We start from the raw sequence: 24,065 nt of genomic DNA, 5'->3' as shown, positions 1-24,065 counted from the left end.
GATGAATGATCTGCCAACCGAAGTTCTGACGACCACCAACGAAAATGCGGCCATGGTTTTGCTGGTGGACGACCAGGCGATGATTGGCGAGGCGGTGCGGCGCGGGCTTGCCCATGAAGACAACATCGACTTCCACTTCTGTGCCGACCCGCACCAGGCGGTGGCCCAGGCCATGCGCATCAAGCCCACGGTGATCCTGCAGGACCTGATCATGCCGGGCCTCGATGGCCTGACCCTGGTGCGCGAGTACCGCAACAACCCCGCCACCCAGGACATTCCGATCATCGTGTTGTCGACCAAGGAAGACCCACTGGTCAAGAGCGCGGCGTTCGCTGCGGGCGCCAACGATTACCTGGTCAAGCTGCCCGATACCATCGAACTGGTGGCGCGCATTCGCTATCACTCGCGCTCCTACCTCACCCTGTTGCAGCGCGATGAGGCCTACCGCGCACTGCGCGTGAGCCAGCAGCAACTGCTCGATACCAACCTGATGCTGCAACGGTTGATGAACTCCGATGGACTCACCGGACTGTCCAACCGCCGCCACTTCGACGAGTACCTTGAACTGGAGTGGCGCCGGGCAATGCGCGAGCAGCAGCAGTTGTCACTGCTGATGATCGATGTCGACTACTTCAAGGTGTTCAACGACAGCTTTGGCCATCTGGCCGGTGACGAGGCCCTGCGCCAGGTGGCCGAGGGGATTCGCGGCTGTTGCGCACGCCCTAGCGACCTGCCTGCGCGCTATGGCGGCGAGGAGTTCGCCCTGGTGCTGCCCAATACCTCGCCGGGCGGCGCACGGCTGGTGGCCGAGAAGCTGCGCCAGGGTATAATCGCCCTGAACATCCCACACATTGCCCCGCTGCCAGGCTCGCACCTGACCGTGAGCATCGGCCTTGCGACCCAGACGCCGGCACAAGGCAGTCACTGTCGGCAGTTGATCTCGGCGGCGGACAAGGGGCTTTACCTGGCCAAGAACAACGGGCGCAACCAGGTCGGTATCGCCTGAAGCCGCTCACGGTCCCTGTAGGAGCGGCCTTGTGCCGCGCAGCGGCCCCGGTGGTTTTGCAGGATGCCGAGGTCCTGGGGCCGCTTAGCGCCCCTTTCCGGCCGGTCCGGCGCCCCGGCAAGGCCGCTCCAGGGGCCGCCTAATCCTTCAGATGGTTGTTCATGCAAAGGCCATGCAGCTCCTGCCCGGCGGGTCTGCCGCCATGCTCAAGACTCGGTTATACTCGCGGGCTTTTCACCGAATTCTTGCGAGTAGCCCGCCCCATGGAAATCCAACCGATCCTGAACACCATCAAGGACCTCACCGAACGCTCCCAGTCCATTCGGGGGTATCTTTGACTACGATCACAAGCATGATCGTCTGGTCGAAGTAAACCGCGAACTCGAAGACCCGAACGTCTGGAACAAGCCCGAGTACGCCCAGGCCCTGGGCCGCGAGCGTGCCATGCTGGCCCAGGTGGTCGAGACCCTCGACAAGCTGTCCAACGGCTTGGTCGACTGCAAGGACCTGCTCGACATGGCCGTCGAGGAAGGTGATGAAGGCGCTGTCAGCGATGTCGTGACCGAGCTGGAAGGGCTTGAGGAATCCCTCGCCCTGCTCGAGTTCCGTCGCATGTTCAGCGGCGAGATGGACATGAACAACGCCTACCTGGACATCCAGGCAGGTTCCGGCGGCACCGAGGCGCAGGACTGGGCCAACATCCTGCTGCGCATGTACCTGCGCTGGGCTGACAAGCGCGGTTTCGATGCCACCATCATCGAGTTGTCCGAAGGCGAAGTCGCCGGTATCAAGGGTGCCACCGTGCACATCAAGGGCGAATACGCCTTCGGCTGGCTGCGTACCGAGATCGGCGTGCACCGCCTAGTGCGCAAGAGCCCGTTCGACTCCGGCGCGCGTCGCCATACGTCGTTCTCGGCGGTGTTCGTCTCGCCTGAAATCGACGACAAGGTCGAGATCGAGATCAACCCTTCGGACCTGCGCATCGACACCTACCGCTCCTCGGGCGCTGGTGGCCAGCACGTCAACACCACCGACTCGGCGGTGCGTATCACTCACGTGCCGACCAACACCGTGGTGGCGTGCCAGAACGAACGCTCCCAGCACGCCAACAAGGACACCGCCATGAAAATGCTGCGGGCCAAGTTGTACGAGCTGGAAATGCAGAAGCGCAACGCTGCCTCCCAGGCCTTGGAAGACAGCAAGTCGGACATCGGCTGGGGCCACCAGATCCGCTCCTACGTGCTCGACGACTCGCGCATCAAGGACCTGCGTACCGGCGTCGAGCGCAGCGACTGCCAGAAGGTTCTGGACGGCGACCTCGACCAGTACCTGGAAGCGAGCCTCAAGCAGGGGCTGTAAGCATCCAAGCGGCGGCAGGCCCATGCTATCGGGCTTGCCCCGCGATCCCTCACCCGCGTGGGGCAACGAACACCTGATGGAAAGAATGACGACATGAGCGACCTCAAGACCGAATCGCAAGACCTGCAACAGGAAGAAAACGCCCTGATCGCCCTGCGCAAGGAAAAACTTGCTGCCGAGCGCGCCAAGGGTAATGCCTTCCCCAACGACTTCCGTCGCGACAGCTACTGCAACGACCTGCAAAAGCAGTACGCGGACAAGACCAAGGAAGAGCTGGAAGCAGCCGCGATCCCGGTCAAGGTGGCTGGCCGCATCATGCTCAATCGAGGCTCGTTCATGGTCATCCAGGACATGACCGGTCGCATCCAGGTCTACGTCAACCGCAAGACCCTGCCAGAAGAAACCCTGGCGGCGGTCAAGACCTGGGACCTGGGCGATATCATCAGCGCCGAAGGCACCCTGGCCCGCTCCGGCAAGGGCGACCTGTACGTCGAAATGACCGACGTTCGCCTGCTGACCAAGTCGCTGCGCCCACTGCCGGACAAGCACCACGGCCTGACCGACACCGAGCAGCGCTATCGCCAGCGTTACGTCGACCTGATGGTCAACGAGGACACCCGCCATACCTTCCGGGTGCGTTCGCAGGTGATCTCGCACATCCGCAAGTTCCTGATCGAGCGTGACTTCCTCGAAGTCGAGACGCCGATGCTGCAAACCATCCCCGGCGGGGCTGCGGCCAAGCCGTTTGAAACCCACCACAACGCCCTGGACATGGCCATGTTCCTGCGTATCGCGCCGGAGCTGTACCTCAAGCGCCTGGTGGTCGGTGGCTTCGAAAAGGTCTTCGAGATCAACCGCAACTTCCGTAACGAAGGCGTCTCGACCCGTCACAACCCCGAGTTCACCATGCTCGAGTTCTACCAGGCGTACGCCGATTATCGCGACAACATGGACCTCACCGAGGAACTGTTCCGCGAGCTGGCGCAACTGGTGCTGGGCACCACCGACGTGCCGTACGGCGACAAGGTGTTCCACTTCGGCGAGCCGTTCGCGCGTCTGTCGGTGTTTGACTCGATCCTCAAGTACAACCCGGAGTTGACCGCTGCCGACCTGCAGGATGTCGAGCGTGCCCGTGAAATCGCCAAGAAGGCTGGCGCCAAGGTGCTTGGCCACGAAGGCCTGGGCAAGCTGCAGGTGATGATTTTCGAAGAGTTGGTCGAGCACAAGCTGGAGCAGCCGCACTTCATCACCGAGTACCCGTTCGAAGTCTCGCCACTGGCGCGCCGCAACGACGACAACCCGGCAGTGACCGACCGCTTCGAGCTGTTCATTGGCGGGCGCGAGATCGCCAACGCCTATTCCGAGCTGAACGACGCCGAGGATCAGGCCGAGCGCTTCCTGGCCCAGGTTGCCGAGAAAGACGCCGGTGATGATGAAGCGATGCACTACGACGCCGACTTCGTGCGTGCCCTGGAGTACGGCATGCCGCCGACCGCAGGCGAGGGCATTGGCATCGACCGTCTGGTGATGCTGTTGACCAACTCGCCGTCGATCCGCGATGTGATCCTGTTCCCGCACATGCGTCCACAGGCCTGAGTCGACTGAAAAAGCCGCCTTTCGAGGCGGCTTTTTCTTGCCTGTACACGTGTAGTGGCTGTGCCGGCCCTTCGCGGTCAAGGCCGCTCCGCATGGGCAATCTGCCACTGTGGGGGCGGACTTGCCCGCGAAGGGGCCGGTACAGGTCGAAAACTGACCATGAGGTAATCAGAGTGACACCTGCAATGGCCCAACAAGGCGCCGCTGGCATCGCTACCGCCGTCGCCGAAAGCGTGCAATACCAGGGTCGCAAGACCGCCCGCCAAGGCAGCGAGCAGCGCCGCCAGCAGATCCTCGACGCTGCCATGCGCATTGTCGTGCGTGATGGGGTGCGCGGTGTGCGTCACCGTGCGGTAGCCGCCGAGGCCGGCGTGCCGCTGTCGGCGACCACCTACTATTTCAAGGATATCCAGGACCTGCTGGCCGACACCTTCGCCCAGTACGTCGAGCGTAGCGCTGCCTACATGGCCAAGTTGTGGGCCAACACCGAAGGGGTGCTGCGCCAGTTGTTGGCCCAGGGCGATGGCACCCCGCAGGCCCGCGTGCGGCTGGCGGACGAAGTGGCGCGCATGACCGCCGACTACGTTATCCGCCAGCTCAACAACCGTCGTGATTTCCTCATGGCCGAACAGGGCTTCCGTCAGGAAGCGCTGTTGTGCCCGCGCCTGGCCGAACTGGTCTGCGCCCACGAGCAGATCCTGCTGCATGGCGCACGGCAGATGCTTCAGGTGGTCGGCTCGCGCCAGCCCGAGCAGGATGCCCAGATGTTGACGGCGATCATCGAGCAGATGGAATATCAGGGCCTGCTCAAGGCTGCCGATGCGCAGGCCGATGAGCAGATGCTCGCTATTCTTGTCCGATACCTGCAGATGGTGCTGGCTTCGGCCTGACGCGAACGATTTTCAAGGAGAACCTGATGAAAGCCTGGCGTGTGGTGTTGTTGACCTTGTCATTCCTCTTGCTGGGCGGTTGTCTGGTGACCTTTAACGAGCCGCTTCCGGCCAACCAGGCGGCGCCCAAGGCCTTGCTCGGCAAATGGAGCAGCAAGGACGCCTGGGGCGAGCCACTGAAGCTTGCGATCAGCCGCAGCGGTGCCGATGCCTACAAGGCGGTGGCCACGGCCAAGGGCAAGGCGCCGCAAGAGTATGTGTTCACCGTCGCGCGCCATGGCAACCGCTGGTACTTGTCTGCCGGCGTGCCCAAGCGCCTGGGCGGCAACTTCCTGATCGGCGGTTTCGATATCGTCGATGGCAACGAGCTGGTGCTCTACAACCTCGATGTCGAGCAGGTGCAGCAGGCCGTCGAGAAGAAAGAACTGAGCGGTCGCACGACTCAGGTACCGGAAGACAACGAGGAAGGCGTGTTGATCGACAGCCCGTCGGCGCGGGTGCTGGCTTATCTGGACGACCCGGCCAACTCTGATCTGTTCGTCGAAGTGGCGCGTTTTCAGCGATCCGGTAAGTAGGTAGTCACCTGTTGTGGCCTCTTCGCGGGCAAGCCCACCCCCCCACAGGTATTGCGCTCGACTTGAAAGCATTTACGCTCCCTTTGGGAGCGGGCTTGCCTGCGAAGAGGCCGGTTCAGGCACAGCAAAGCTCGGTACTTTGCGCTAACAAGGAGTCCACCGGTGGACGAATACCAGCAGACCATACGTACCCTGTCTGATCGCATCGTCGCCGCGCAGACCCCGATCCGTGTGCTCGACGCGGTGAAGTGGGACGACAGCATTCGCCAGGGTTTTCTCCAGGCCAAGGGCAAGGAGCCACCAGCGATTGACCGGGCCTACTACCTGAACCGCCCGCTGTCGTTCGACTCCAGCGCGGTCAAGGCCGAGTTCCAGAGCATCGAGCGCGACATCACTCGCCAACTCGGCCAGTTCAACCCGGTCGGGCAGATCATGAAGCGCATGTGCAAGGAATACCGCATGGTGGTGCGTATGCTCGAAGCGCGCGGCACCGAAGATTTCGGGCTGATCTCCCAGGAGCTCTACGGCGCTGCCTCCGATGCCTTTCACGCCGGCGACCCCACCTTGGCCGACTTGGGCCTGATGCTCTCGAACTACCTCGACAACATCGATGGCCGTGGCGACCTCAAGGACGAGCCGAAGAACCTCACGGCCAAGCAAGCCGTGGAGATTCTCCAGCGTCGCCTGAACAAGGTGTTCGGCGAGGCCGAGGAAACCATCCGGGTGTTCGAGTCTGACGGTATCGTGGCGGATGCGGCCGCTGGCGCTGACTACATCAAGGTGCGCGCCGATGCCATGTTCAACAGTCGCGATGTGCGTGCGCTGGAAGTGCACGAAGGCCTAGTGCATGTCGGCACCACCCTCAACGGCCTCAATCAGCCGATCTGCACGTTCCTGGCCAAGGGCCCACCCTCTTCGACGGTGACCCAGGAAGGCCTGGCGATCCTGATGGAGGTGATCGCCTTCGCCTCCTACCCCAGCCGCCTGCGCAAGCTGGCCAACCGTACCCGGGCCATCCACATGGTCGAGGAGGGCGCGGATTTCCTGCAGGTGTTCGACTTCTTCCGAGAGCAGGGCTTCGAGATGGCCCAGAGCTACAGTAATGCCAGTCGGGTGTTCCGTGGCTCGGTCCCCAATGGGCTGCCATTCACCAAGGACTTGTCCTACCTCAAGGGCTTCATCATGGTTTACAACTACATTCAGTTGGCCGTGAAGAAGGGCAAGCTGGAGCAGATCCCGTTGCTGTTCTGCGGCAAGACCACCCTGGAAGACATGCGCACGTTGCGCCAATTGGTCGAAGAAGGGTTGGTGGAACCACCCAAGTACCTGCCGGAGCAGTTCCGCGACCTTAACGCGTTGTCGGCCTGGATGTGCTTCTCCAACTTCCTCAACCACCTGAGCCTGGACCGTATTGAAGCCGACTACGCGAACATTCTCTGAGCGCTGCCGCTTACTGGCCCTGGGCATGCTGCTGCTGGGCCTGTGCGGTTGCAGCAGCCTGCTGTTCTTCCCCGAGCCTGGCCAGCCGTTTACCCCAGCGCGGGCCAAGCTTGAGTATCGCGACCTGACTCTCACCACGGCTGACGGCGTGCGTCTGAACGGCTGGTGGTTGCCGGCCAAAGCCGGTGTGCCGGTGAAGGGCACGGTGCTGCACCTGCACGGTAACGGGGGCAACCTGCCAGGCCATCTGGGCGGCAGCTACTGGCTGCCGGAGCAGGGCTGGCAGGTGTTGATGATCGACTACCGGGGCTACGGCCTGTCCGAGGGTAAACCGAGTCTGCCAGCGGTCTATGAGGATATTGCCGCAGCGATGGCCTGGCTCGAACGCGCGCCCGAAGTGCAGGGCAAGCCGCTGGTGTTGTTGGGGCAGAGCCTGGGCGGGGCGATGGCCATTCACTACCTGGCAGCCCATCCCGAGCAGCGCCAACGCTTCAGTGCGCTGGTCTTCGACGGTGTACCGGCGAGCTATCGGGCGGTAGGGCGCTATGCCCTGAGCACCGCCTGGCTGACCTGGCCGCTGCAAGTGCCGTTGTCGTGGCTGGTGCCTGACGCTGACAGCCCGATTCACGCCATCGAGCGGCTTGCAGGCCCGCCGAAGCTGTTCTTCCATAGCATCGACGACGCTTTGGTGCCGATGAGCAATGGCATCGTGTTGTACCAGCACGCACCACCGCCACGGGTGCTGCAACTGACCCGGGGCGGCCACGTGCAGACGTTCGCCGATCCGACCTGGCGCCAGGTGATGTTGCGCTTCCTGGACGATCCAAGCCACTTCAACGGCCTGCGCCGCTTGGCCGAAGTGCCCAATTACCCTGACGAGAACAATACGCAATGAGTGAAGAACGCAACGCCATCCCGCTGATCCTGACCGGTGTCGGCAGCATCATCGTGACGGTGGGGGCCCTCTGGTATTACGGCTACCTGCATTTCGCCAAGCCCGAAGACGCCCTGTTGTTGCAGGATTTCACCATGCTCAAGACCATCCCCGGCGAGGACTACAAGGTTTCCCTTGATCCGGCACTACAGGTGGCCCAGTGCATCGATGGCGTGTTGGTGATGTTCGACACCACGCAAAAGGGCCTGACCGGGGTGCTGGTGGATAACCGCAAGCGCGCGGTGCGCTGCATGGGGCAGGAGACGCCGCAGCAGGTGCAGTGAGGGCCCATCGCGGCACAAGGCCGCTCCTCCAATGTCCGCATAAATGACGCGGTCAGTGTAGGGGCGGCCTTGTGCTGCGAATGGGCTGCAAAGCAGCCCTAAAGCGGGTTGACGCGTTACTGCGCTTGGCTAACCGAGCGCGGCATCACCGGCTGGTTGTCGTTGGAGATGGTCACCTCCACCCGACGGTTCTGCGCGCGACCGGAGTTGCTGGTGTTGTCGGCGACCGGGTACTCCTTGCCGTAGCCCTGGGCGACGATACGTGCAGGGTCGACGCCAGCGCGGACCAGTGCCATGCGCACGGCGCCGGCACGACGCTCGGACAGGCTCTGGTTATAGTTGGCCGAACCGACGCTGTCGGTGTAACCCTCGACGATCACCTTGCGCTCAGGGTTTTCCTGCAGGAACTGGGCGAGCTTGGTGATGTTGGGGTAGGCGCTGCTTTTGAGTTCGGCTTTGTTGAAGTCGAACAGCACGTCACCGAAGGTCACCAGGGTGCCGCGCTCGGTCTGCTTGGCGTTGAGGCTTTCCTGGAGCTTCTTGATCTGCGCGTCGCGGGCGTCCAGCTTTGCTTGGGCGCGCTGGGCGGCCGAGTTCTTCAGGTCGGCTTCGGCAGTGCGCAGGGCGATGGTCTGTTTGGCCACCTCTACACGCTGGTTGGTCAGGTAGGCGAGCTGATCGACTTTCTTGCTGTCCTCACGCTCCATATAGGCTTTGTCGGCCTTGTTCAGCCAGTCCTGGGCGTCCTTGGTTTCGAGCGCGGCGACCTTGCTCGATTGCGGGTCGCTTTGCAGCGCCGAGAAGTTGCTGCGGGCCGACTCCAGGTTGGCGTTCGGATCGTGGGAGCAGGCAGCCAGGCCGACGCTCAGGGCCAACAGGGCGGGGATCATGACGTAGTTGCGCATGGTATTCATCCTTTGATTGCTAACGAAGGCTCAGGGGGCGTGGCAGGCTCACTCGGCGCTGCGCATGCCTTCCTCGCGAATGTCCTGCACGCCCTGGCGGGCATCCTGCAGGGCCTTCTGGGCCTTGGCGGCCTGCGCTTTGCGTTCGGCGACGCGAGCATCCCACTCGGCCTGTTCCGCGAGCATCCGCGCCTCGTCATACTTTTTGTCGTGCATGGCGATTTCCGCCTGCTTGAACTTGTCCTGGGCGGCTTTCATTTCCACCGCGGCGAACTCGGTGCCGCCCGCGCTGACAGCCGAATTGACTGCCGATTGGGTCACGGCGTACTGCTCGCTGGGTGGCTTGCCAGCGCAACCGGCCAGTACCAGGCTGCTGCCCAGGGCCAGTGCGGCCAGCTTGAGCCCGCGCAGGTGGCTGGAGGAGGGTTTTGCGATGCGGGTCTTCATGGTAGTCAACTCCATTGGGTCACTCCTGTTAACGACGATGGCAGAGCACATTCCATCGCTGTTTCCCTGTATCAAGGCGAGCGCTTCAGCGCCCGTTTTTGCAGGGTTTTGCCGTGATGGCTATGGGCTGTGACCGAGGCATTTTTCCGATAGTTCAGAAAAATTCGCACGCTAAATGTTTTTTTTGCTGACTGATCGGTCAGCGCTTTGGCGGGGGAACTTTGGCGTACGCTGGCGGTATCGCGGGCCTTGTGTGGCAAGGCCCGCAGCCTGGGAAGGGGTCACTGGCGATCATCGTCCGGGGCACTACCGAGGGCGTGCAGGTGACGACGCGAAAGCGCCAGGAAGCGCGGGGTGGGGCCGATGTCCTCGTACAGCGGATCGCCTTCTTCGTCGGTGGCGATTACCTGCTGGCCCTTGACGTACGGGAAGCTCGCTTCCAGCTCCTCAAGGGCGGCGGCAACCAGTTCGCCGAGCAGCGCTTCGGCGCTGCGCTTGGGGTACATCTCGATCAACGCCGCCAGGCGCGCCTCGGCCTCCATGTCCAAGTGCAGCACATGGCCGGTAGGGCTCAGGCGTCCGGCGGCATTCTGTTCCCAGTGATGGGCGAGTTCGCGGATTTTCATGATGACCTCTGTCAAAGCCTCAAAGGTGGCAATGCTTCGGATAGGCACTGTTCACTTTAGTTGCTTTAGCAGCGTGTGGCTTGCCAGGCGCCATCGGCAGTGGGCACTCTTGGCGCATGCTGTTTCCTGGAGTGGAGAGGCCCGATGAGCGATATCGATCAGCGCTTGCGTGAGGATGTGCACCTTTTAGGAGAACTGCTGGGCGAGACCATCCGCCAGCAGCATGGACAGGCATTTCTCGACAAGATCGAGGCCATTCGCCACAGCGCCAAGGCCGATCGGCTGGTGGAGGGCGAGCAACTGAGTTCGACCCTCGACGGATTGGCCGAGGACGAACTGCTGCCGGTGGCGCGCGCGTTCAACCAGTTTCTCAACCTGGCCAACATCGCCGAGCAGTATCAGTTGATCCACCGTCGCGACCCTGACCAGCCCGAGCCATTCGAGGCCAGGGTGCTGCCCGAGTTGCTGGCGCGGCTCAAGGCTGCCGGGCATGGCGATGACACTTTGGCCCGACAGGTGGCGCGTCTGGATATCCAGTTGGTGCTCACCGCTCACCCTACCGAGGTGGCACGCCGCACGCTCATCCAGAAATACGATGCCATCGCGGCGCAACTGGCGGCGCAGGATCACCGTGACCTGCTGCCCGCCGAACGCCAGCAGGTGCGCGAGCGCCTGCGCAGATTGATTGCCGAGGCCTGGCACACCGAGGAGATCCGCCGCACCCGGCCCACCCCGGTGGATGAAGCCAAGTGGGGCTTCGCGGTGATCGAGCATTCGCTGTGGCAGGCCATTCCCAGCCACTTGCGCAAGGTCGATGCGGCATTGTTCGAGGCCACCGGGCTGCGCTTGCCGCTGGAGGCCGCACCTGTGCGCTTCGCCTCTTGGATGGGCGGCGATCGTGATGGCAACCCGAATGTCACTGCCGTGGTGACGCGTGAGGTGCTGCTGCTGGCGCGCTGGATGGCTGCCGACCTGTTCCTGCGCGATATCGACGACCTGGCGGCAGAGCTGTCGATGCAGGCGGCCAGCGCTGCCCTGCGCGAGCAGGTCGGCGACAGTGCCGAACCGTACCGCGCGCTGCTCAAGCAGTTGCGCGAGCGGCTGCGTGCCACCCGGGCCTGGGCGCATGCCTCGTTGGCCACCCCGCAACCGGCCAGCGCCGCCGTGCTGCACGACAACCGCGAACTGATCGCGCCGCTCGAGCTGTGCTACCAGTCGCTGCATGCCTGTGGCATGGGCGTGATCGCCGACGGTCCGTTGCTCGACTGCCTGCGCCGGGCGGTGACCTTCGGCCTGTTCTTGGTGCGTCTGGATATACGCCAGGACTCGGCGCGCCATCGCGATGCGCTGTCGGAGATCACCGATTACCTGGGCCTTGGGCGTTACGCCGACTGGGACGAGGAGCAGCGCATTGCCTTCTTGCAGGCTGAACTGAAGAACCGCCGGCCACTGCTGCCGGGGCATTTCAGGCCCCAGGCGGAAACCGCCGAGGTGCTCGCCACCTGCCGCGAGATCGCCGCCGCCCCAGCGGCCTCATTGGGCTCCTACGTGATCTCCATGGCGGGCGCCGCTTCCGACGTGCTGGCGGTGCAATTGCTGCTCAAAGAAGCCGGCCTGACCCGGCCGATGCGTGTGGTGCCGCTGTTCGAAACCCTGGCTGACCTGGACAATGCCGGCCCCGTGATGCAGCGGCTGCTGGGCCTGCCGGGTTACCGCGCAGGATTGCATGGCCCGCAGGAGGTGATGATCGGCTATTCCGACTCGGCCAAAGATGCGGGCACTACCGCAGCCGCCTGGGCCCAGTATCGGGCCCAGGAGAGTCTGGTGCGCATCTGCCGCGAGCATCAGGTCGAGCTGCTGTTGTTCCATGGTCGCGGCGGCACGGTCGGGCGTGGCGGTGGTCCGGCGCATGCGGCGATCCTGTCGCAGCCGCCAGGTTCGGTGGGCGGGCGTTTCCGCACGACTGAACAGGGCGAGATGATCCGCTTCAAGTTCGGCTTGCCAGGCATCGCCGAGCAGAACCTCAACCTGTATCTGGCCGCCGTGCTGGAAGCCACCTTGTTGCCGCCGCCGCCACCGCAGCCAGCCTGGCGTGCGCTGATGGACCAGTTGGCCGCCGATGGCGTGAAGGCCTACCGCGACGTAGTGCGCGAGAATCCCGACTTTGTCGAGTATTTCCGCCAGTCGACCCCTGAGCAGGAACTCGGTCGCCTGCCGCTGGGCAGTCGTCCGGCCAAGCGCAGGGCGGGCGGTATCGAGAGCCTACGGGCTATCCCGTGGATTTTCGGCTGGACCCAGACCCGCTTGATGCTGCCAGCCTGGCTGGGCTGGGAAACCGCGCTGAACAACGCGCTGGCGCGGGGGCAGGGCGAGTTACTGGCGCAGATGCGCGAACAGTGGCCGTTCTTCCGTACCCGCATCGACATGCTCGAAATGGTGTTGGCCAAGGCCGATGCGCAGATTGCCGAGGCCTACGACCAACGTCTAGTGCAACCGCAACTGCTGCCATTGGGGGTGCATCTGCGCGACCTATTGTCGCAGTCGTGCCAGGTCGTGCTGGGCCTGACCGGGCAGCCGGTGCTACTGGCGCACAGCCCCGAAACCCTCGAATTCATCCGTTTGCGCAACACTTACCTGGACCCGTTGCACCGCTTGCAAGCCGAGTTGCTGGCCCGCTCGCGCAGCCGCGAAGCCGCTCTGGATAGCCCATTGGAGCAGGCCTTGTTGGTGACCGTGGCGGGTATCGCGGCGGGGTTGCGCAACACCGGGTAAGTGGATGGCGCGCGGATGCCGCTAAGCCAGGCCGGTGCCAAGCCGAGGCTGTAGAAGGCATGGTTGCGCTGGGCGCAACCTGCCCACTGGCGGGCTGCACCGGACCCTTGGCTGCCCCTTTGGGACGCTTGTCGGGGGGGCGGGCGCTGTGTATCTTGAGCAGCCCTCTGACCGATTTTGCGGTCTCGTCCGATTTTCCGGAGTTGGCCTTGTGCGCCGAATCCGTTGATTTACATAAAAAAATTATGAGGAGCACAAGATGCGCGTAATTCTGCTGGGAGCTCCCGGGGCCGGTAAAGGTACTCAGGCAAAGTTCATCACCGAAAAGTTCGGTATTCCACAGATCTCCACCGGTGACATGCTGCGTGCTGCCGTCAAGGCCGGCACCCCCCTGGGCCTGGAACTCAAGAAAGTCATGGATGCCGGTCAGCTGGTCTCCGATGAGTTGATCATCAGCCTGGTGAAGGAGCGCATCGCCCAGCCTGATTGCGCCAATGGCTGCCTGTTCGACGGTTTCCCGCGCACCATCCCGCAAGCTGAAGCCATGGTCGCCGCGGGTGTCGATATCGATGCGGTGGTCGAGATCGCCGTGGACGACGAAGAGATCGTCGGCCGCATGGCCGGCCGTCGTGTGCACCTGGCATCGGGGCGTACCTACCACATCCAGTACAACCCGCCGAAAGTCGAAGGCAAGGACGACGTCACCGGCGAAGACCTGATCCAGCGCGACGATGACAAGGAAGAAACCGTACGCCATCGCCTGTCGGTCTACCACAGCCAGACCAAGCCGCTGGTGGACTTCTACCAGAAGTTGTCGGCCGCCAACGCCGGCAAGCCGAAGTACAGCCATATCGAAGGGGTAGGCTCGGTCGAGTCGATCACTGCCAAGGTGCTCGCAGCCCTGAGCTGATCTACCGGCACGCATGAAAACGGCCCGCTTGCGGGCCGTTTTCGTTTGTCCGCCACAACGCCCCCTTGTAGGCGCGGCACGAGGCCGCGCCTACACACACAGGCCACTGCTGCCCTATAATGCCGCGTCTTTACTCCTGCCCCTGGATACCCGTTCGATGACCACCTTGTTGGCCCTGGATACCGCCACCGAAGCCTGTTCCGTCGCCCTGCTGCATGACGGCAAGGTGACCAGCCACTATGAGGTGATCCCGCGTATGCACGCGCAAAAGCTGCTGCCGATGATCAAGCAGTTGCTGGCCGACTCGGGCGTGGCCTTGAGCGCAGTGGATGCCATCGCCTTCGGCCGTGGCCCGGGCGCGTTCACCGGCGTGCGTATCGCCATCGGCGTGGTCCAGGGCCTGGCGTTCGCCCTCGAACGCCCCGTGCTGCCGACATCTAACCTGGCTGCCCTGGCCCAAGGCGCCCTGCGCCGTCATGGTGTGCAGCAGGTTGCGGCGGCTATCGATGCGCGCATGGACGAGGTGTACTGGGGCTGCTATCAGGCTGAACTGGGCGAGATGCGCCTGATCGGCCAGGAGGCGGTGATCGCCCCTGAACGCGTGGCCTTGCCCGACGACTTGGGTGACGATTGGTATGGCGCCGGTACCGGCTGGAGCCTGGCTGAACGCCTGGCGGTAAAACTGACAGCGAGCGATCCGGCCGCGTTGCCCGATGCTCAGGACATCCTCAGCCTGGCCCGTTTCGCCTGGACCCGTGGCGAGGCGGTGGCCGCCGAGTTGGCGCAGCCTGTGTACCTGCGCGACAACGTGGCGACGCCAAAGGCGCGTTGACGGATACCTTCACAGGTTTGCAATGGGGCGGTTCCTGCCCCTAAGTGTTAAACCTTTTGCGCGATCTGTGGTCTAGTTATCAGTTCGGGCATTAGCGATGGATCTCTGATGCTGCTAAATTGCCATCATTGGTCTTGAGTGCAACGTTCATGCGTATCGACGGCTTCGCCTCACAGAGCTACCCCATCAAGCGCGCACCGCGTAAGGCGCCGCTGCGCGATGAGGCCGTCAGTGAAGAGGCCGAAGCGATCGATGAGGCAGACATACAGTACACCCGCAGCAACCGTCGCAAGAGCGACCTGCCGGCCCGCCAGCAGGACATGATCTTCCCGCGTGCCCGCGACCGGCGCACGTCCACCGCCCTTGCCAGCTACCTGACCACCGCAGGCTTTACCGATTGGGACATGGAAGTGCTGGGGCTGGACCTGTACATTTGACGGATGATTCGGTCCCCACTGCCTTACTTTCTCGGTTGCCCGTCCTGGAGCGAAAACGCCTGGCGCGAGTACCTCTACCCTGCTGACGCGCGCACGGGTGATTTTCTTGGGCTATACAGCCAGGTATTCAATGCCGTCGAAGGCAACACCACCTTCTATGCGCGCCCTGCGCCTGCCACCGTGGAGCGGTGGGCGCGCATCATGCCTGCGGGCTTTCGCTTCACTGCCAAGTTTCCCGGCGATGTCAGCCATGTAGATGACTTGCGTGGCCAGCTTGATTCGGCGCTTGCGTTCACCCAGTTGATGGCCCCGCTGGGCGAGCGGGTTGCGCCGTACTGGCTGCAATTGCCCGCGCAGTTCGGCCCGGCGCGATTGGCCGAGCTTGCGTATTTTCTCGACGAGTTGCGTGTGCCGGTTGCGGTAGAGGTGCGTCACGATGCCTTCTTCGCGCGCGGCGAAGAGGAGCGCCAGCTCAACCGCCTGCTGCATGAGCGTGGGATCGAACGCATCTGCCTCGACCCGCGAGCCTTGTTCAGTTGCACCTCGCGCGAGCCGGGCGTGCTGCACGCCCAGGCCAAGAAACCCAAGGTGCCGCCGCGGCCTTGCGCGTTCAGCCTGCACCCGCAGGTACGTTTCATCGGCCATCCCGAGCTTGAAGCCAACGAGCCGTTCCTGAGCCCTTGGGTAGACAAGGTCGCCGGCTGGATCGAAGAAGGCCGCAGCCCGTATGTCTTTCTGCATACCGCCGACAACCGGCTGGCCGCCGCACTCGCCCAACGCTTCCATCAGCGTCTGATGCAGCGTTTGCCAGGGCTTGAGGCATTGCCGGAATTGCCACGTGCGCCCGAGGTCGAACAATTGGGCCTACTCTGACCACGCGTCGAACACTGCCGGAGGTTGAACCATGGATGTGCAAACCCTACGAGCCGAAGCCTTCAAGGCATTACACGCGCGCGATGGCGCGTTCGTTATCCCCAATCCGTGGGACGCCGGTTCGGCGAAACTGCTGGCAAGCCTCGGTTTCGAGGCCCTGGCGACCACCAGTGCGGGGCTCGCATTCAGCCTTGGCCGGCCAGATGCCGAGGCGGCGTTGAGCCTGGATGAAACCCTGGATAACGCCAGTGCCATCGTCGATGCCACGCCGCTGCCGGTGGCAGCCGATCTGGAGAACGGTTTCGGCGAGCAGCCCGAGGTGTGTGCCCAGACCATCCTGAGCGCCGCCGAGGCGGGCCTGGTGGGCGGCTCGATCGAAGATGCGAGCGGCCGCAGCGAGGCGCCGATCTATGATTTCGCGCTGTCCGTGGCGCGTGTGCGGGCGGCGGTAGCGGCAGCGCGCAGCCTGCCATTCCCATTCATGCTCTGCGCCCGGGCGGAAAACCTGCTGCACGGGCGCCTGGACCTGGACGACACCATCAAACGCCTGCAAGCCTACGCCGAGGCCGGAGCGGACGTGCTGTATGCGCCAGGGCTGCGCACGGTCGATGAAGTCCGCGCAGTGGTGCAGGCGCTGGCGCCCAAGCCTGTGAACGTGCTGATGGGCATGCCCGGGATGGCGCTGAGCGTGAATCAACTGCAGGACCTGGGCGTGAAGCGCATCAGCGTCGGCTCTTCGCTGGCCCGCGCTGCGCTGGGTGCCTTCGAGCGTGCTGCGCTGGAAATCCGCGATCAGGGCACGTTCGGCTATGGCGAGCAGGCGCTGCCGTTCGCCCGGCTCAATGACCTGTTCCGCCGCTGAGGCCCTGTGCGCATTGGGTTGGCCGCGTTGGCGGCGCTACTGGCGTCGGTCGGCGCTGCCTGGCAACTCGGCTGGCGCCTGCCAAACGCTTGGAACCCTTGGGCTGTGCTGGACGTGCAGCAAGCGCCGAACCTGCTGACTGCCTACAAACTGTCGCGCCTGAGGGATGACCCTGAGTTGTGTCGCAGGTCCTTGCAAACCTCGACCTTGCGTGTGAAGTCGCAGGCTGATAGCCCGCCTGATGCCAACTGCCCCTTGCACAATGTCTGGCGTGTAGAGGGTGGTCAAGCGCGCGTGAGCAGCAGCTTTCTTGCCAGTTGTCCGCTAGCGGTGGCCTATGCTCTGTTCGAGGTGCATAGCCTGCAACCGGCCGCGCAGCGCGTATTCGGCCAGCCGGTGACGCAGGTCGATCACCTCGGCAGCTTTGCCTGCCGTAACGTCTACCACCGCAAGCAGGGGCGATTGAGTCAGCACGCCACGGCCAATGCGTTGGACATCAGCGGTTTTCGCCTCAAGGACGGGCAGCGCATCGTGCTGCTGAGCGACTGGCAAGGGGAGGGGGACAAGGCGCGTTTTCTACGCCAAGTGCGCGATGGCGCCTGTGACAGCTTCAGCACCGTGCTGGGGCCGGACTACAACGCCGCCCACCGCAATCACTTTCACCTGGACATGGGGTTCTGGCAGGTCTGCCGCTGACCTCAGGCGTGCATGCGCACGTTGTTCAGCACCACCGGGCGTGCCCAGTGGGTGTCGAACTCCAGCGCCTGCTGCTGTTGCTCAAGGGTGGTTTGGTCGAACGGCTCGGGCGCCGGATCCAGCAGGTTGCGCTCCAGTTCGGCGATTGGCAGGAACAGCGGGCGCGGCGATGGACCTGGACCCGGTTCGCCGGCAGGCTGGCCTTGGCTCATCACCACCGGGCGCAACCAGCTGTTGTTCAGGTCGAGCTGGCGCTGTTGGTCGATCAGCTCAGCGGCGCTGAAAGGCTCGGGGGCCGGTGGCAACAGCTTGGCTTCGAGTTCGGCCTTGGGCAGGAACAGCGGCTCGGGCGGCGCCACGATGGTGTCCTGCACCGGCAGGGCACGTTGAATTTCGATCAGTGCGAGGGCCTTGGCACCGCCGATGGGTTCGCCGCTTTGCTGGTCGTACTGCACCAGTGCCTGGCTGACACTGTCGACCTCCAGCGCTTGCTGGTCGGCCATCGCGCGGGCGAAGAAATCCTGCCACAGGTGGCTGACGCCACCCAATGCCTGGGTATTCTGCCGACCGTAGTTGCCGACAGGCGACAGGTAGGTCAAGCCGATGGGAAGAGTATCTGTCATGGCAGTCGCGCGCGTTGTGCTCTGGCAGAATAGCGGGATATTCGCTGTATCGGCCGTGGCCGGGCGTTCATTAATTTTTTCGAGTGCAGTATTGGATGGCAGAGCAAGGGCAGGGCACAGGTATCAGGGTCGAGGCGCTGGCTCCGGCGTTCCAGGCGCAGGCGCAGCAGTGGGCTGAGCGTCTGGGGTTGCCGCTGGCGGACGAAATGGCCGAATTTGCCGTGCAGGTCGGTGCCGATGGGTTGCAGATCCAGCAGTTGGGGCCGCAGGCGCCAGGCCCGGTGCGGGTCGACTTCGTCGAGGGTCAGGCGGCGCATCGGCGCCTGTACGGTGGTGGCAGCGGGCAGATGATCGCCAAAGCCGTGGGCATTGCCCAGGGCGTGCGCCCGCAGGTGCTCGATGCCACCGCAGGGCTTGGCAAGGATGCTTTCGTGCTGGCCAGCCTGGGTTGCCAGATGACCTTGATCGAGCGCCAGCCGCTGATCGCCGCGCTGCTGGAAGATGGTCTGGCTCGTGCGCGTGGGGATATGGAAGTCGGTGAGATCGTCGAACGTATGCGGCTATTGACCGGCAATGCCATTGAGCGCATGCGCGGTTGGGAAGGCGAGGCACCGCAGGTGATCTACCTCGACCCGATGTTCCCACATCGCGACAAGAGCGCGTTGGTGAAGAAGGAGATGCGCGTGTTCCGCCCGCTGGTGGGTGACGACCTGGATGCCCCGGCGCTATTGGAAGCGGCCTTGGCGCTGGCCACGCATCGTGTGGTGGTCAAGCGCCCGCGCAAGGCACCGATCATCGACGGGCCAAAGCCGAGCCATAGTCTTGAAGGCAAGTCGAGCCGGTATGACATCTACCCGAAGAAGGCGTTGAAAGCCTGAAGGGTAAACCCGCTCCCGCAGGATTGCGCCAAGCCTGAATCCTGCGCTGCACCCGTAGGCGCGGCCTCGTGCCGCGATACGTGCCATCTTGCGGCTGATTCAAGGCATTGTTTTCAAGCTTGGAAGGCGCGCAAGAATATCCCCACCACCTCGCGCACATGGGCCTCGGCCGCCTCGCCTTGCAGCGGCCCCGCACACCCCAGCAGCAAGCGATAATCCGGTGCTCCCTTGACCAGGCAGAAGAAATGCTCCGCCGCATGCAGCGGGTTGTCGATGCACAGCAGGCCGCGTTCGTGGGCCCCGCGCAGCAGCGCCTCCATGCCCGCCAACACCCGCTTGGGCCCGGCCTCGTAGAAATACTCGCCAAAGCTTGGATCGAGGCTGCCCTGGGCAATGATCAGGCGACTGAGCTTGACCGCCTCGTCACTGCTGATAAGCGCCTGAAAGCCCCGCGCGATGGTCAACAGCACGTCTTCCACCGGCGCACCTTCGGGGTACTCGAAAAGCAGATCCGGCAGTTGCATCTGGCAGGTCGCCATGACTGCTGCGCAGAACAGTGTCTGTTTGTCGGTGAAGTGACTGTAGACCGTCAGTTTCGAAACACCTGCCGCCGCAGCGACCGCATCCATGCTGGTGTTGGCATAGCCAAGGCTCAGGAACAGCGCCTTGGCGGCCTCGAGGATGGCCTCGCGTTTGGCCAGGTCCTTTGGCCGGCCTGGGCCGATGGGTGCGTCATTGGACATGGGGAACCGTATCGTGGGTGAAAGTGCGCCATCTTACCGGGTCGAGAGCGATCCGGGGCCAGCATGCGTTGCAACGTTAATCTGGTTTTTCTCTCGGCAACCGCTTCCCGGAGACGTTTGGCTGATTTAGTATACTCGCCAGTATAAATATTAGCTGCGTCCTCTGCCGAAGGTTTTCCATCATGTTGCGTCGTGCATTGTCGTTCGCCCTGCCTGCTGCCCTCTTACTGCTCACCGCCTGCGGCCAGGAGGCCGCGCCCCCGGCCGCGCCGCGTCCAGCGCTGGTGATCCAGCCTCAGCCAACGGGGGCGTCTGCCGACAGCTACCCTGGCGAAGTCCGCGCGCGCTTCGAGCCTGAGCTGGCGTTTCGCATCGCCGGCAAGGTCAGCAAGCGCCTGGTTGAAGAGGGGCAGCGGGTCAAGGCTGACCAGCCGTTGGCCGAACTCGATCCGCAAGACGTACGCCTGCAACGTGAGGCCAGCCATGCGCAAGTAGCCGCCGCCGAGGCGAACCTTGCACTGGTGCGTGCCGAGCGTGACCGCTACCAGAAGCTGCTGGAGCGTGGGATGGTCAGCCATTCGCAGTTCGACAATGCCGAAAACCTCTACCGCGCAGGTCAGGCCCGCCTCAAGCAGGCCAAGGCCGAGCTTGACGTGGCAGGTAACCAGACCGAGTACACGGTGTTACGCGCGCCACAGGCCGGTGTGATCGCCAAGCGCCAAGTGGAAGTGGGCCAGGTGGTGGCTGCGGGGCAGACGGTTTTCACCTTGGCGGCTGACGGCGAGCGTGAGGTACTGATTGGCTTGCCTGAACAGCAGTTCGCCCGTTTCTCGGTGGGGCAGGCGGTCAGCGTCGAGCTGTGGTCGCACCCCAATGAACGTTTCGAGGCGCGCATCCGCGAGTTGTCGCCAGCGGCGGATCCTCGCTCGCGCACGTTCGCTGCACGCATCGCCTTCAACGGCGTCGCACCTGCCGAGCTGGGCCAGAGTGCGCGGGTGTTCATTGCACATGCCGAGCAGGCGCCGCTGGCGGTGCCGCTTTCGGCGGTCAGTGCCGAGGCAGGGCAGACCTATGTGTGGCGGGTGGGCCAGGATAACCGTTTGCAGCGCGCGCCCGTGCGCCTGGGCGCGTATGGGGCCGACAGCGTGCCGGTGCTCGAAGGCTTGCAGGCCGGCGACTGGGTGGTCGCTGCCGGCGGCCATGTGCTGCGCGAAGGCCAGCAGGTCCGTCCAGTGGACCGCAACAACCGCAACGTGAACCTGGCGACCAAGGAGTAAGTCAGCATGGGTTTCAACCTTTCCGCCTGGGCGCTGCGCAATCGTCAGATCGTGTTGTTCCTGATGATCCTGCTGGCGGCGATTGGCGCTGTGTCCTACACCAAGCTGGGCCAGAGCGAAGATCCTCCGTTCACCTTCAAGGCCATGGTCGTGCGTACCCTGTGGCCGGGTGCCACCGCCGAAGAAGTCTCGCGCCAGGTTACCGAGCGCATTGAGAAGAAACTCATGGAGACCGGCGAGTACGAGAGGATCGTGTCGTTCTCGCGCCCCGGCGAGTCGCAGGTCACGTTCATGGCGCGCGACTCGCTGCATTCCAAGGATATTCCGCAGTTGTGGTACCAGATCCGCAAGAAGGTCGCGGACATCAAGCACACCCTGCCGCCCGAAGTGCAGGGCCCATTCTTCAACGATGAGTTCGGGACCACCTTCGGTAACATCTACGCATTGACCGGCCCTGGTTTCGACTACGCGGTTCTCAAGGACTATGCCGATCGCATCCAGGTCCAACTGCAACGGGTCAAGGATGTAGGCAAGGTCGAGTTGGTGGGGCTACAGGACGAGAAGATCTGGATCGAGCTGTCCAATACCAAGCTGGCCACCCTCGGCGTGCCGCTGGCGTCGGTGCAGCAAGCGCTGCGTGACCAGAACGCGGTGAGCACCGCAGGCTTCTTCGAAACCCCCAACGAGCGCTTGCAGTTGCGGGTGAGCGGGCGTTTCGACAGCGTCGAGCAGATCCGCCAGTTCCCGATTCGGGTGGGTGACCGCACGTTCCGTATCGGCGATGTCGCCGAGGTCCAGCGCGGCTTCAACGACCCACCCGCGCCGCGTATGCGCTTTATGGGCGAGGACGCCATCGGCCTTGCCGTGTCGATGAAGGACGGCGGTGACATCCTCGAGTTGGGCAATGCCCTGGAGGGCGAGTTCGCCCGCCTAGCGCAGGGCCTGCCGGCAGGCATGCAGTTGCGCAAGGTGTCCGATCAGCCGGCGGCGGTCAAAGCCGGGGTTGGCGAGTTCGTCCAGGTGCTGGTCGAGGCACTGGCCATCGTGTTGCTGGTGAGCTTCTTCTCGCTGGGTGTGCGCACCGGGTTGGTGGTCGCCTTGGCGATTCCGCTGGTGCTGGCCATGACCTTCGCCCTGATGCACTACTTCGGTATCGGCCTGCACAAGATCTCGCTGGGGGCCCTGGTGCTGGCTTTGGGGTTGCTGGTGGACGATGCGATCATCGCCGTGGAGATGATGGCGATCAAGATGGAACAGGGCTACGACCGGCTCAAGGCGGCCAGCTATGCCTGGTCGAGCACCGCATTCCCGATGCTCACCGGCACGTTGATCACCGCCGCGGGTTTCCTGCCAATCGCCACGGCCGCCTCCGGCACGGGCGAATACACCCGCTCGATCTTCCAGGTGGTGACCATCGCCTTGCTGACCTCGTGGGTCGCGGCGGTGTTGTTCGTGCCGTACCTGGGCGAGCGCCTGCTACCGGACCTGGCCAAGCTTCACGCGGCGCGCCATGGCCACGACGGGCAGGCCCCCGACCCATACGCCACGCCGTTCTACCAGCGCGTGCGGCGGCTGGTGGCCTGGTGCGTGCGGCGGCGCAAGACGGTGATTGTGCTGACCATCGCGGTCTTCGTTGGCAGCATCGTGCTGTTTCGTTTCGTGCCGCAGCAGTTCTTCCCGGCTTCCGGGCGCCCGGAACTTATGGTTGACCTCAAGCTGGCCGAAGGTGCCTCGTTGAGCCACACCACCGAGCGTGTTCAGCAACTCGAAGCGCTGCTCAAGCAGCAGGAAGGTATCGAAAACTACGTGGCCTATGTCGGCACGGGTTCGCCACGCTTCTACCTGCCGTTGGATCAGCAACTGCCCGCAGCGAGCTTCGCCCAGTTCGTGGTACTGGCCCAATCGTTGGAGGCGCGCGAGCGCCTGCGCAGTTGGTTGATCGCGACCCTCGACGAGCAGTTCCCTGACCTGCGTGCGCGTGTCACGCGTCTGGAAAACGGACCGCCCGTGGGCTATCCGGTGCAGTTCCGCGTCACCGGCGAGCACATCGACAACGTGCGTGCTCTGGCTCGCGAGGTGGCGGCCAAGGTGCGCGAGAACCCGCATGTGGTGAACGTGCACCTGGACTGGGAAGAGCCGAGCAAAATGGTGTACCTGAACATCGACCAGGACCGCGCCCGTGCGTTGGGGGTGAGTACAGCGCACCTGTCGAGCTTCCTGCAGAGTTCCCTGACCGGCAGCCATGTCAGCCAGTACCGCGAAGATAACGAGCTGATCGAGATCCTTCTGCGCGGCACCCCTGAGGAGCGCCGCGCGCTGGGCAACCTGGGCAGCCTGGCTTTGCCTACCGACAACGGCCAGAGTGTGGCGCTGAGTCAGGTGGCGACGTTGGAGTACGGTTTCGAAGAGGGGGTGATCTGGCACCGCAACCGCCTGCCAACGGTCACCGTGCGCGCCGATATCTATGGCAAGGAACAGCCGGCCACGCTGACTCAACAGATCCTGCCGTCCTTGCAGCAGATCAAGGCCAAGTTGCCGGATGGCTATCTGCTGGAGGTGGGCGGTACGGTCGAGGACGCCGAACGCGGCCAGCGCTCGGTGAACGCAGGTATCCCGTTGTTCATCGTGGTGGTGCTGAGCTTGCTGATGATCCAGCTGCGCAGTTTCTCGCGAATGTTCATGGTGTTCCTCACTGCACCCCTGGGGTTGATCGGCGTCACCTTGTTCCTGCTGGTGTTCCGCCAGCCGTTCGGTTTCGTCGCCATGCTTGGGACGATCGCCTTGGCGGGCATGATCATGCGTAACTCGGTGATTCTGGTGGACCAGATCGAGCAGGATATCGCCGCAGGGTTGAGCCGTTGGGAGGCAATCATCGAAGCCACCGTGCGACGTTTCCGGCCGATCGTGCTGACTGCCCTGGCGGCGGTGCTGGCGATGATTCCGCTGTCGCGCAGCGTGTTCTATGGGCCGATGGCGGTGGCGATCATGGGCGGCTTGATCGTCGCCACAGTGCTGACGCTGCTGTTCCTGCCGGCGCTGTATGCGGCGTGGTTCAGGGTCAAGAGCAGTCGCTAGCGACGAGTGTCAAGCTGCAACATAG

24 protein-coding genes are annotated in these 24,065 nt (G+C 63.6%); 18 read left to right on the top strand and 6 right to left on the bottom strand.

Annotated features, from left to right (window positions below; all coding sequences use genetic code 11):
* The first annotated feature begins 1 nt into the window (after nt 1).
* From FEM01_RS07060 to FEM01_RS07025, 8 genes are all read left to right on the top strand, one after another.
* Complete coding sequence (locus FEM01_RS07060; protein ID WP_138218665.1) at nt 2-1,006, top strand: response regulator; 1,005 nt, start codon at nt 2-4, stop codon at nt 1,004-1,006.
* Nucleotides 1,007-1,269: 263 nt separating this feature from the next.
* Nucleotides 1,270-2,365 (top strand): peptide chain release factor 2 gene (gene prfB, locus FEM01_RS07055; RefSeq protein WP_138218663.1). Its coding sequence is split into 2 segments (ribosomal slippage): nt 1,270-1,341 and nt 1,343-2,365, totalling 1,095 coding nucleotides; the frame shifts between segments, so codons are not numbered across the junction.
* A 93-nt stretch (nt 2,366-2,458) separates the two neighbouring features.
* Nucleotides 2,459-3,961 (top strand): lysine--tRNA ligase, encoded by a 1,503-nt coding sequence (gene lysS / locus FEM01_RS07050; protein WP_138218661.1) that lies wholly within the window; start codon nt 2,459-2,461, stop codon nt 3,959-3,961.
* Nucleotides 3,962-4,146: 185 nt separating this feature from the next.
* Complete coding sequence (locus FEM01_RS07045; RefSeq protein WP_138218659.1) at nt 4,147-4,851, top strand: TetR/AcrR family transcriptional regulator; 705 nt, start codon at nt 4,147-4,149, stop codon at nt 4,849-4,851.
* A 26-nt stretch (nt 4,852-4,877) separates the two neighbouring features.
* A complete protein-coding gene (locus FEM01_RS07040; RefSeq protein WP_138218657.1) occupies nt 4,878-5,426 on the top strand; it encodes a hypothetical protein in 549 nt (182 codons plus the stop codon).
* Between the two features lie 162 nt (nt 5,427-5,588).
* A complete protein-coding gene (locus FEM01_RS07035) occupies nt 5,589-6,866 on the top strand; it encodes a flavohemoglobin expression-modulating QEGLA motif protein (RefSeq protein ID WP_138218655.1) in 1,278 nt (425 codons plus the stop codon).
* A complete protein-coding gene (locus FEM01_RS07030; RefSeq protein WP_138218653.1) occupies nt 6,838-7,761 on the top strand; it encodes an alpha/beta hydrolase in 924 nt (307 codons plus the stop codon). The genes FEM01_RS07035 and FEM01_RS07030 overlap by 29 nt, the downstream gene beginning before the upstream one ends.
* Nucleotides 7,758-8,084, top strand: coding sequence for a hypothetical protein (locus FEM01_RS07025; RefSeq protein WP_138218651.1), 327 nt, complete (start codon nt 7,758-7,760; stop codon nt 8,082-8,084). Before FEM01_RS07030 ends, FEM01_RS07025 begins: the two co-directional genes overlap by 4 nt.
* Nucleotides 8,085-8,200: 116 nt before the next feature.
* Here the strand turns inward: FEM01_RS07025 and FEM01_RS07020 are convergent, their stop codons facing one another.
* The 4 genes from FEM01_RS07020 to FEM01_RS07005 are packed head-to-tail and all read right to left on the bottom strand — an operon-like array spanning nt 8,201 to nt 10,062.
* Entirely contained in the window at nt 8,201-8,989 is a 789-nt protein-coding gene (locus FEM01_RS07020; protein WP_138218649.1) for an OmpA family protein, read from the bottom strand.
* Between the two features lie 48 nt (nt 8,990-9,037).
* A complete protein-coding gene (locus FEM01_RS07015; protein WP_138218647.1) occupies nt 9,038-9,451 on the bottom strand; it encodes a DUF4398 domain-containing protein in 414 nt (137 codons plus the stop codon).
* Between the two features lie 56 nt (nt 9,452-9,507).
* Nucleotides 9,508-9,696 carry a hypothetical protein gene (locus FEM01_RS07010; protein WP_138218645.1) on the bottom strand — a complete coding sequence of 63 codons (189 nt, stop codon included), beginning with the start codon at nt 9,694-9,696 and terminating at the stop codon, nt 9,508-9,510.
* Between the two features lie 21 nt (nt 9,697-9,717).
* Nucleotides 9,718-10,062, bottom strand: coding sequence for a pilin assembly protein (locus tag FEM01_RS07005; RefSeq protein WP_138218643.1), 345 nt, complete (start codon nt 10,060-10,062; stop codon nt 9,718-9,720).
* A 144-nt stretch (nt 10,063-10,206) separates the two neighbouring features.
* Between FEM01_RS07005 and ppc the strand changes: the two genes are divergently transcribed.
* The 7 genes from ppc to FEM01_RS06970 all read left to right on the top strand — a co-directional run bounded on the left by ppc (nt 10,207) and on the right by FEM01_RS06970 (nt 17,444).
* Nucleotides 10,207-12,834: a phosphoenolpyruvate carboxylase gene (gene ppc, locus FEM01_RS07000; protein ID WP_138218641.1), complete on the top strand. Its 2,628-nt coding sequence runs from the start codon at nt 10,207-10,209 to the stop codon at nt 12,832-12,834.
* A 259-nt stretch (nt 12,835-13,093) separates the two neighbouring features.
* A complete protein-coding gene (gene adk / locus FEM01_RS06995; protein WP_028691565.1) occupies nt 13,094-13,744 on the top strand; it encodes an adenylate kinase in 651 nt (216 codons plus the stop codon).
* Nucleotides 13,745-13,901: 157 nt separating this feature from the next.
* On the top strand, nt 13,902-14,576 hold the full coding sequence (gene tsaB, locus FEM01_RS06990) for a tRNA (adenosine(37)-N6)-threonylcarbamoyltransferase complex dimerization subunit type 1 TsaB (RefSeq protein WP_138218639.1): 675 nt from the start codon (nt 13,902-13,904) through the stop codon (nt 14,574-14,576).
* A 149-nt stretch (nt 14,577-14,725) separates the two neighbouring features.
* Nucleotides 14,726-15,013 carry a hypothetical protein gene (locus FEM01_RS06985; RefSeq protein ID WP_138218637.1) on the top strand — a complete coding sequence of 96 codons (288 nt, stop codon included), beginning with the start codon at nt 14,726-14,728 and terminating at the stop codon, nt 15,011-15,013.
* Nucleotides 15,014-15,016: 3 nt separating this feature from the next.
* The gene (locus tag FEM01_RS06980; protein WP_138218635.1) at nt 15,017-15,886 is read left to right on the top strand and encodes a DUF72 domain-containing protein; all 870 of its coding nucleotides are present in this window, start codon (nt 15,017-15,019) and stop codon (nt 15,884-15,886) included.
* A gap of 31 nt (nt 15,887-15,917) precedes the next feature.
* Nucleotides 15,918-16,748 carry an isocitrate lyase/PEP mutase family protein gene (locus FEM01_RS06975; RefSeq protein ID WP_138218633.1) on the top strand — a complete coding sequence of 277 codons (831 nt, stop codon included), beginning with the start codon at nt 15,918-15,920 and terminating at the stop codon, nt 16,746-16,748.
* A 6-nt stretch (nt 16,749-16,754) separates the two neighbouring features.
* Nucleotides 16,755-17,444, top strand: coding sequence for an extensin family protein (locus FEM01_RS06970; protein ID WP_138218631.1), 690 nt, complete (start codon nt 16,755-16,757; stop codon nt 17,442-17,444).
* A gap of 2 nt (nt 17,445-17,446) precedes the next feature.
* On the opposite strand, the gene FEM01_RS06965 is transcribed toward FEM01_RS06970, so the two are convergent.
* Complete coding sequence (locus FEM01_RS06965; protein ID WP_138218629.1) at nt 17,447-18,067, bottom strand: energy transducer TonB; 621 nt, start codon at nt 18,065-18,067, stop codon at nt 17,447-17,449.
* A gap of 95 nt (nt 18,068-18,162) precedes the next feature.
* Here FEM01_RS06965 and FEM01_RS06960 point away from each other — a divergent pair, with 95 nt between their 5' ends.
* Complete coding sequence (locus FEM01_RS06960) at nt 18,163-18,945, top strand: class I SAM-dependent methyltransferase (RefSeq protein WP_138218627.1); 783 nt, start codon at nt 18,163-18,165, stop codon at nt 18,943-18,945.
* A gap of 113 nt (nt 18,946-19,058) precedes the next feature.
* On the opposite strand, the gene FEM01_RS06955 is transcribed toward FEM01_RS06960, so the two are convergent.
* The gene (locus tag FEM01_RS06955; protein ID WP_171030917.1) at nt 19,059-19,688 is read right to left on the bottom strand and encodes a TetR/AcrR family transcriptional regulator C-terminal domain-containing protein; all 630 of its coding nucleotides are present in this window, start codon (nt 19,686-19,688) and stop codon (nt 19,059-19,061) included.
* A 182-nt stretch (nt 19,689-19,870) separates the two neighbouring features.
* Here FEM01_RS06955 and FEM01_RS06950 point away from each other — a divergent pair, with 182 nt between their 5' ends.
* Nucleotides 19,871-20,965, top strand: a complete 1,095-nt coding sequence (locus FEM01_RS06950; protein WP_138218624.1) for an efflux RND transporter periplasmic adaptor subunit — start codon at nt 19,871-19,873, stop codon at nt 20,963-20,965.
* A 6-nt stretch (nt 20,966-20,971) separates the two neighbouring features.
* Complete coding sequence (locus tag FEM01_RS06945; RefSeq protein ID WP_138218622.1) at nt 20,972-24,040, top strand: efflux RND transporter permease subunit; 3,069 nt, start codon at nt 20,972-20,974, stop codon at nt 24,038-24,040.
* Nucleotides 24,041-24,065 lie beyond the last annotated feature (25 nt).

Source organism: Pseudomonas mosselii (genome assembly GCF_005796105.1).
Lineage (GTDB): Bacteria > Pseudomonadota > Gammaproteobacteria > Pseudomonadales > Pseudomonadaceae > Aquipseudomonas > Aquipseudomonas mosselii_C.
This window is presented reverse-complemented; position numbering and strand designations above follow the sequence as displayed.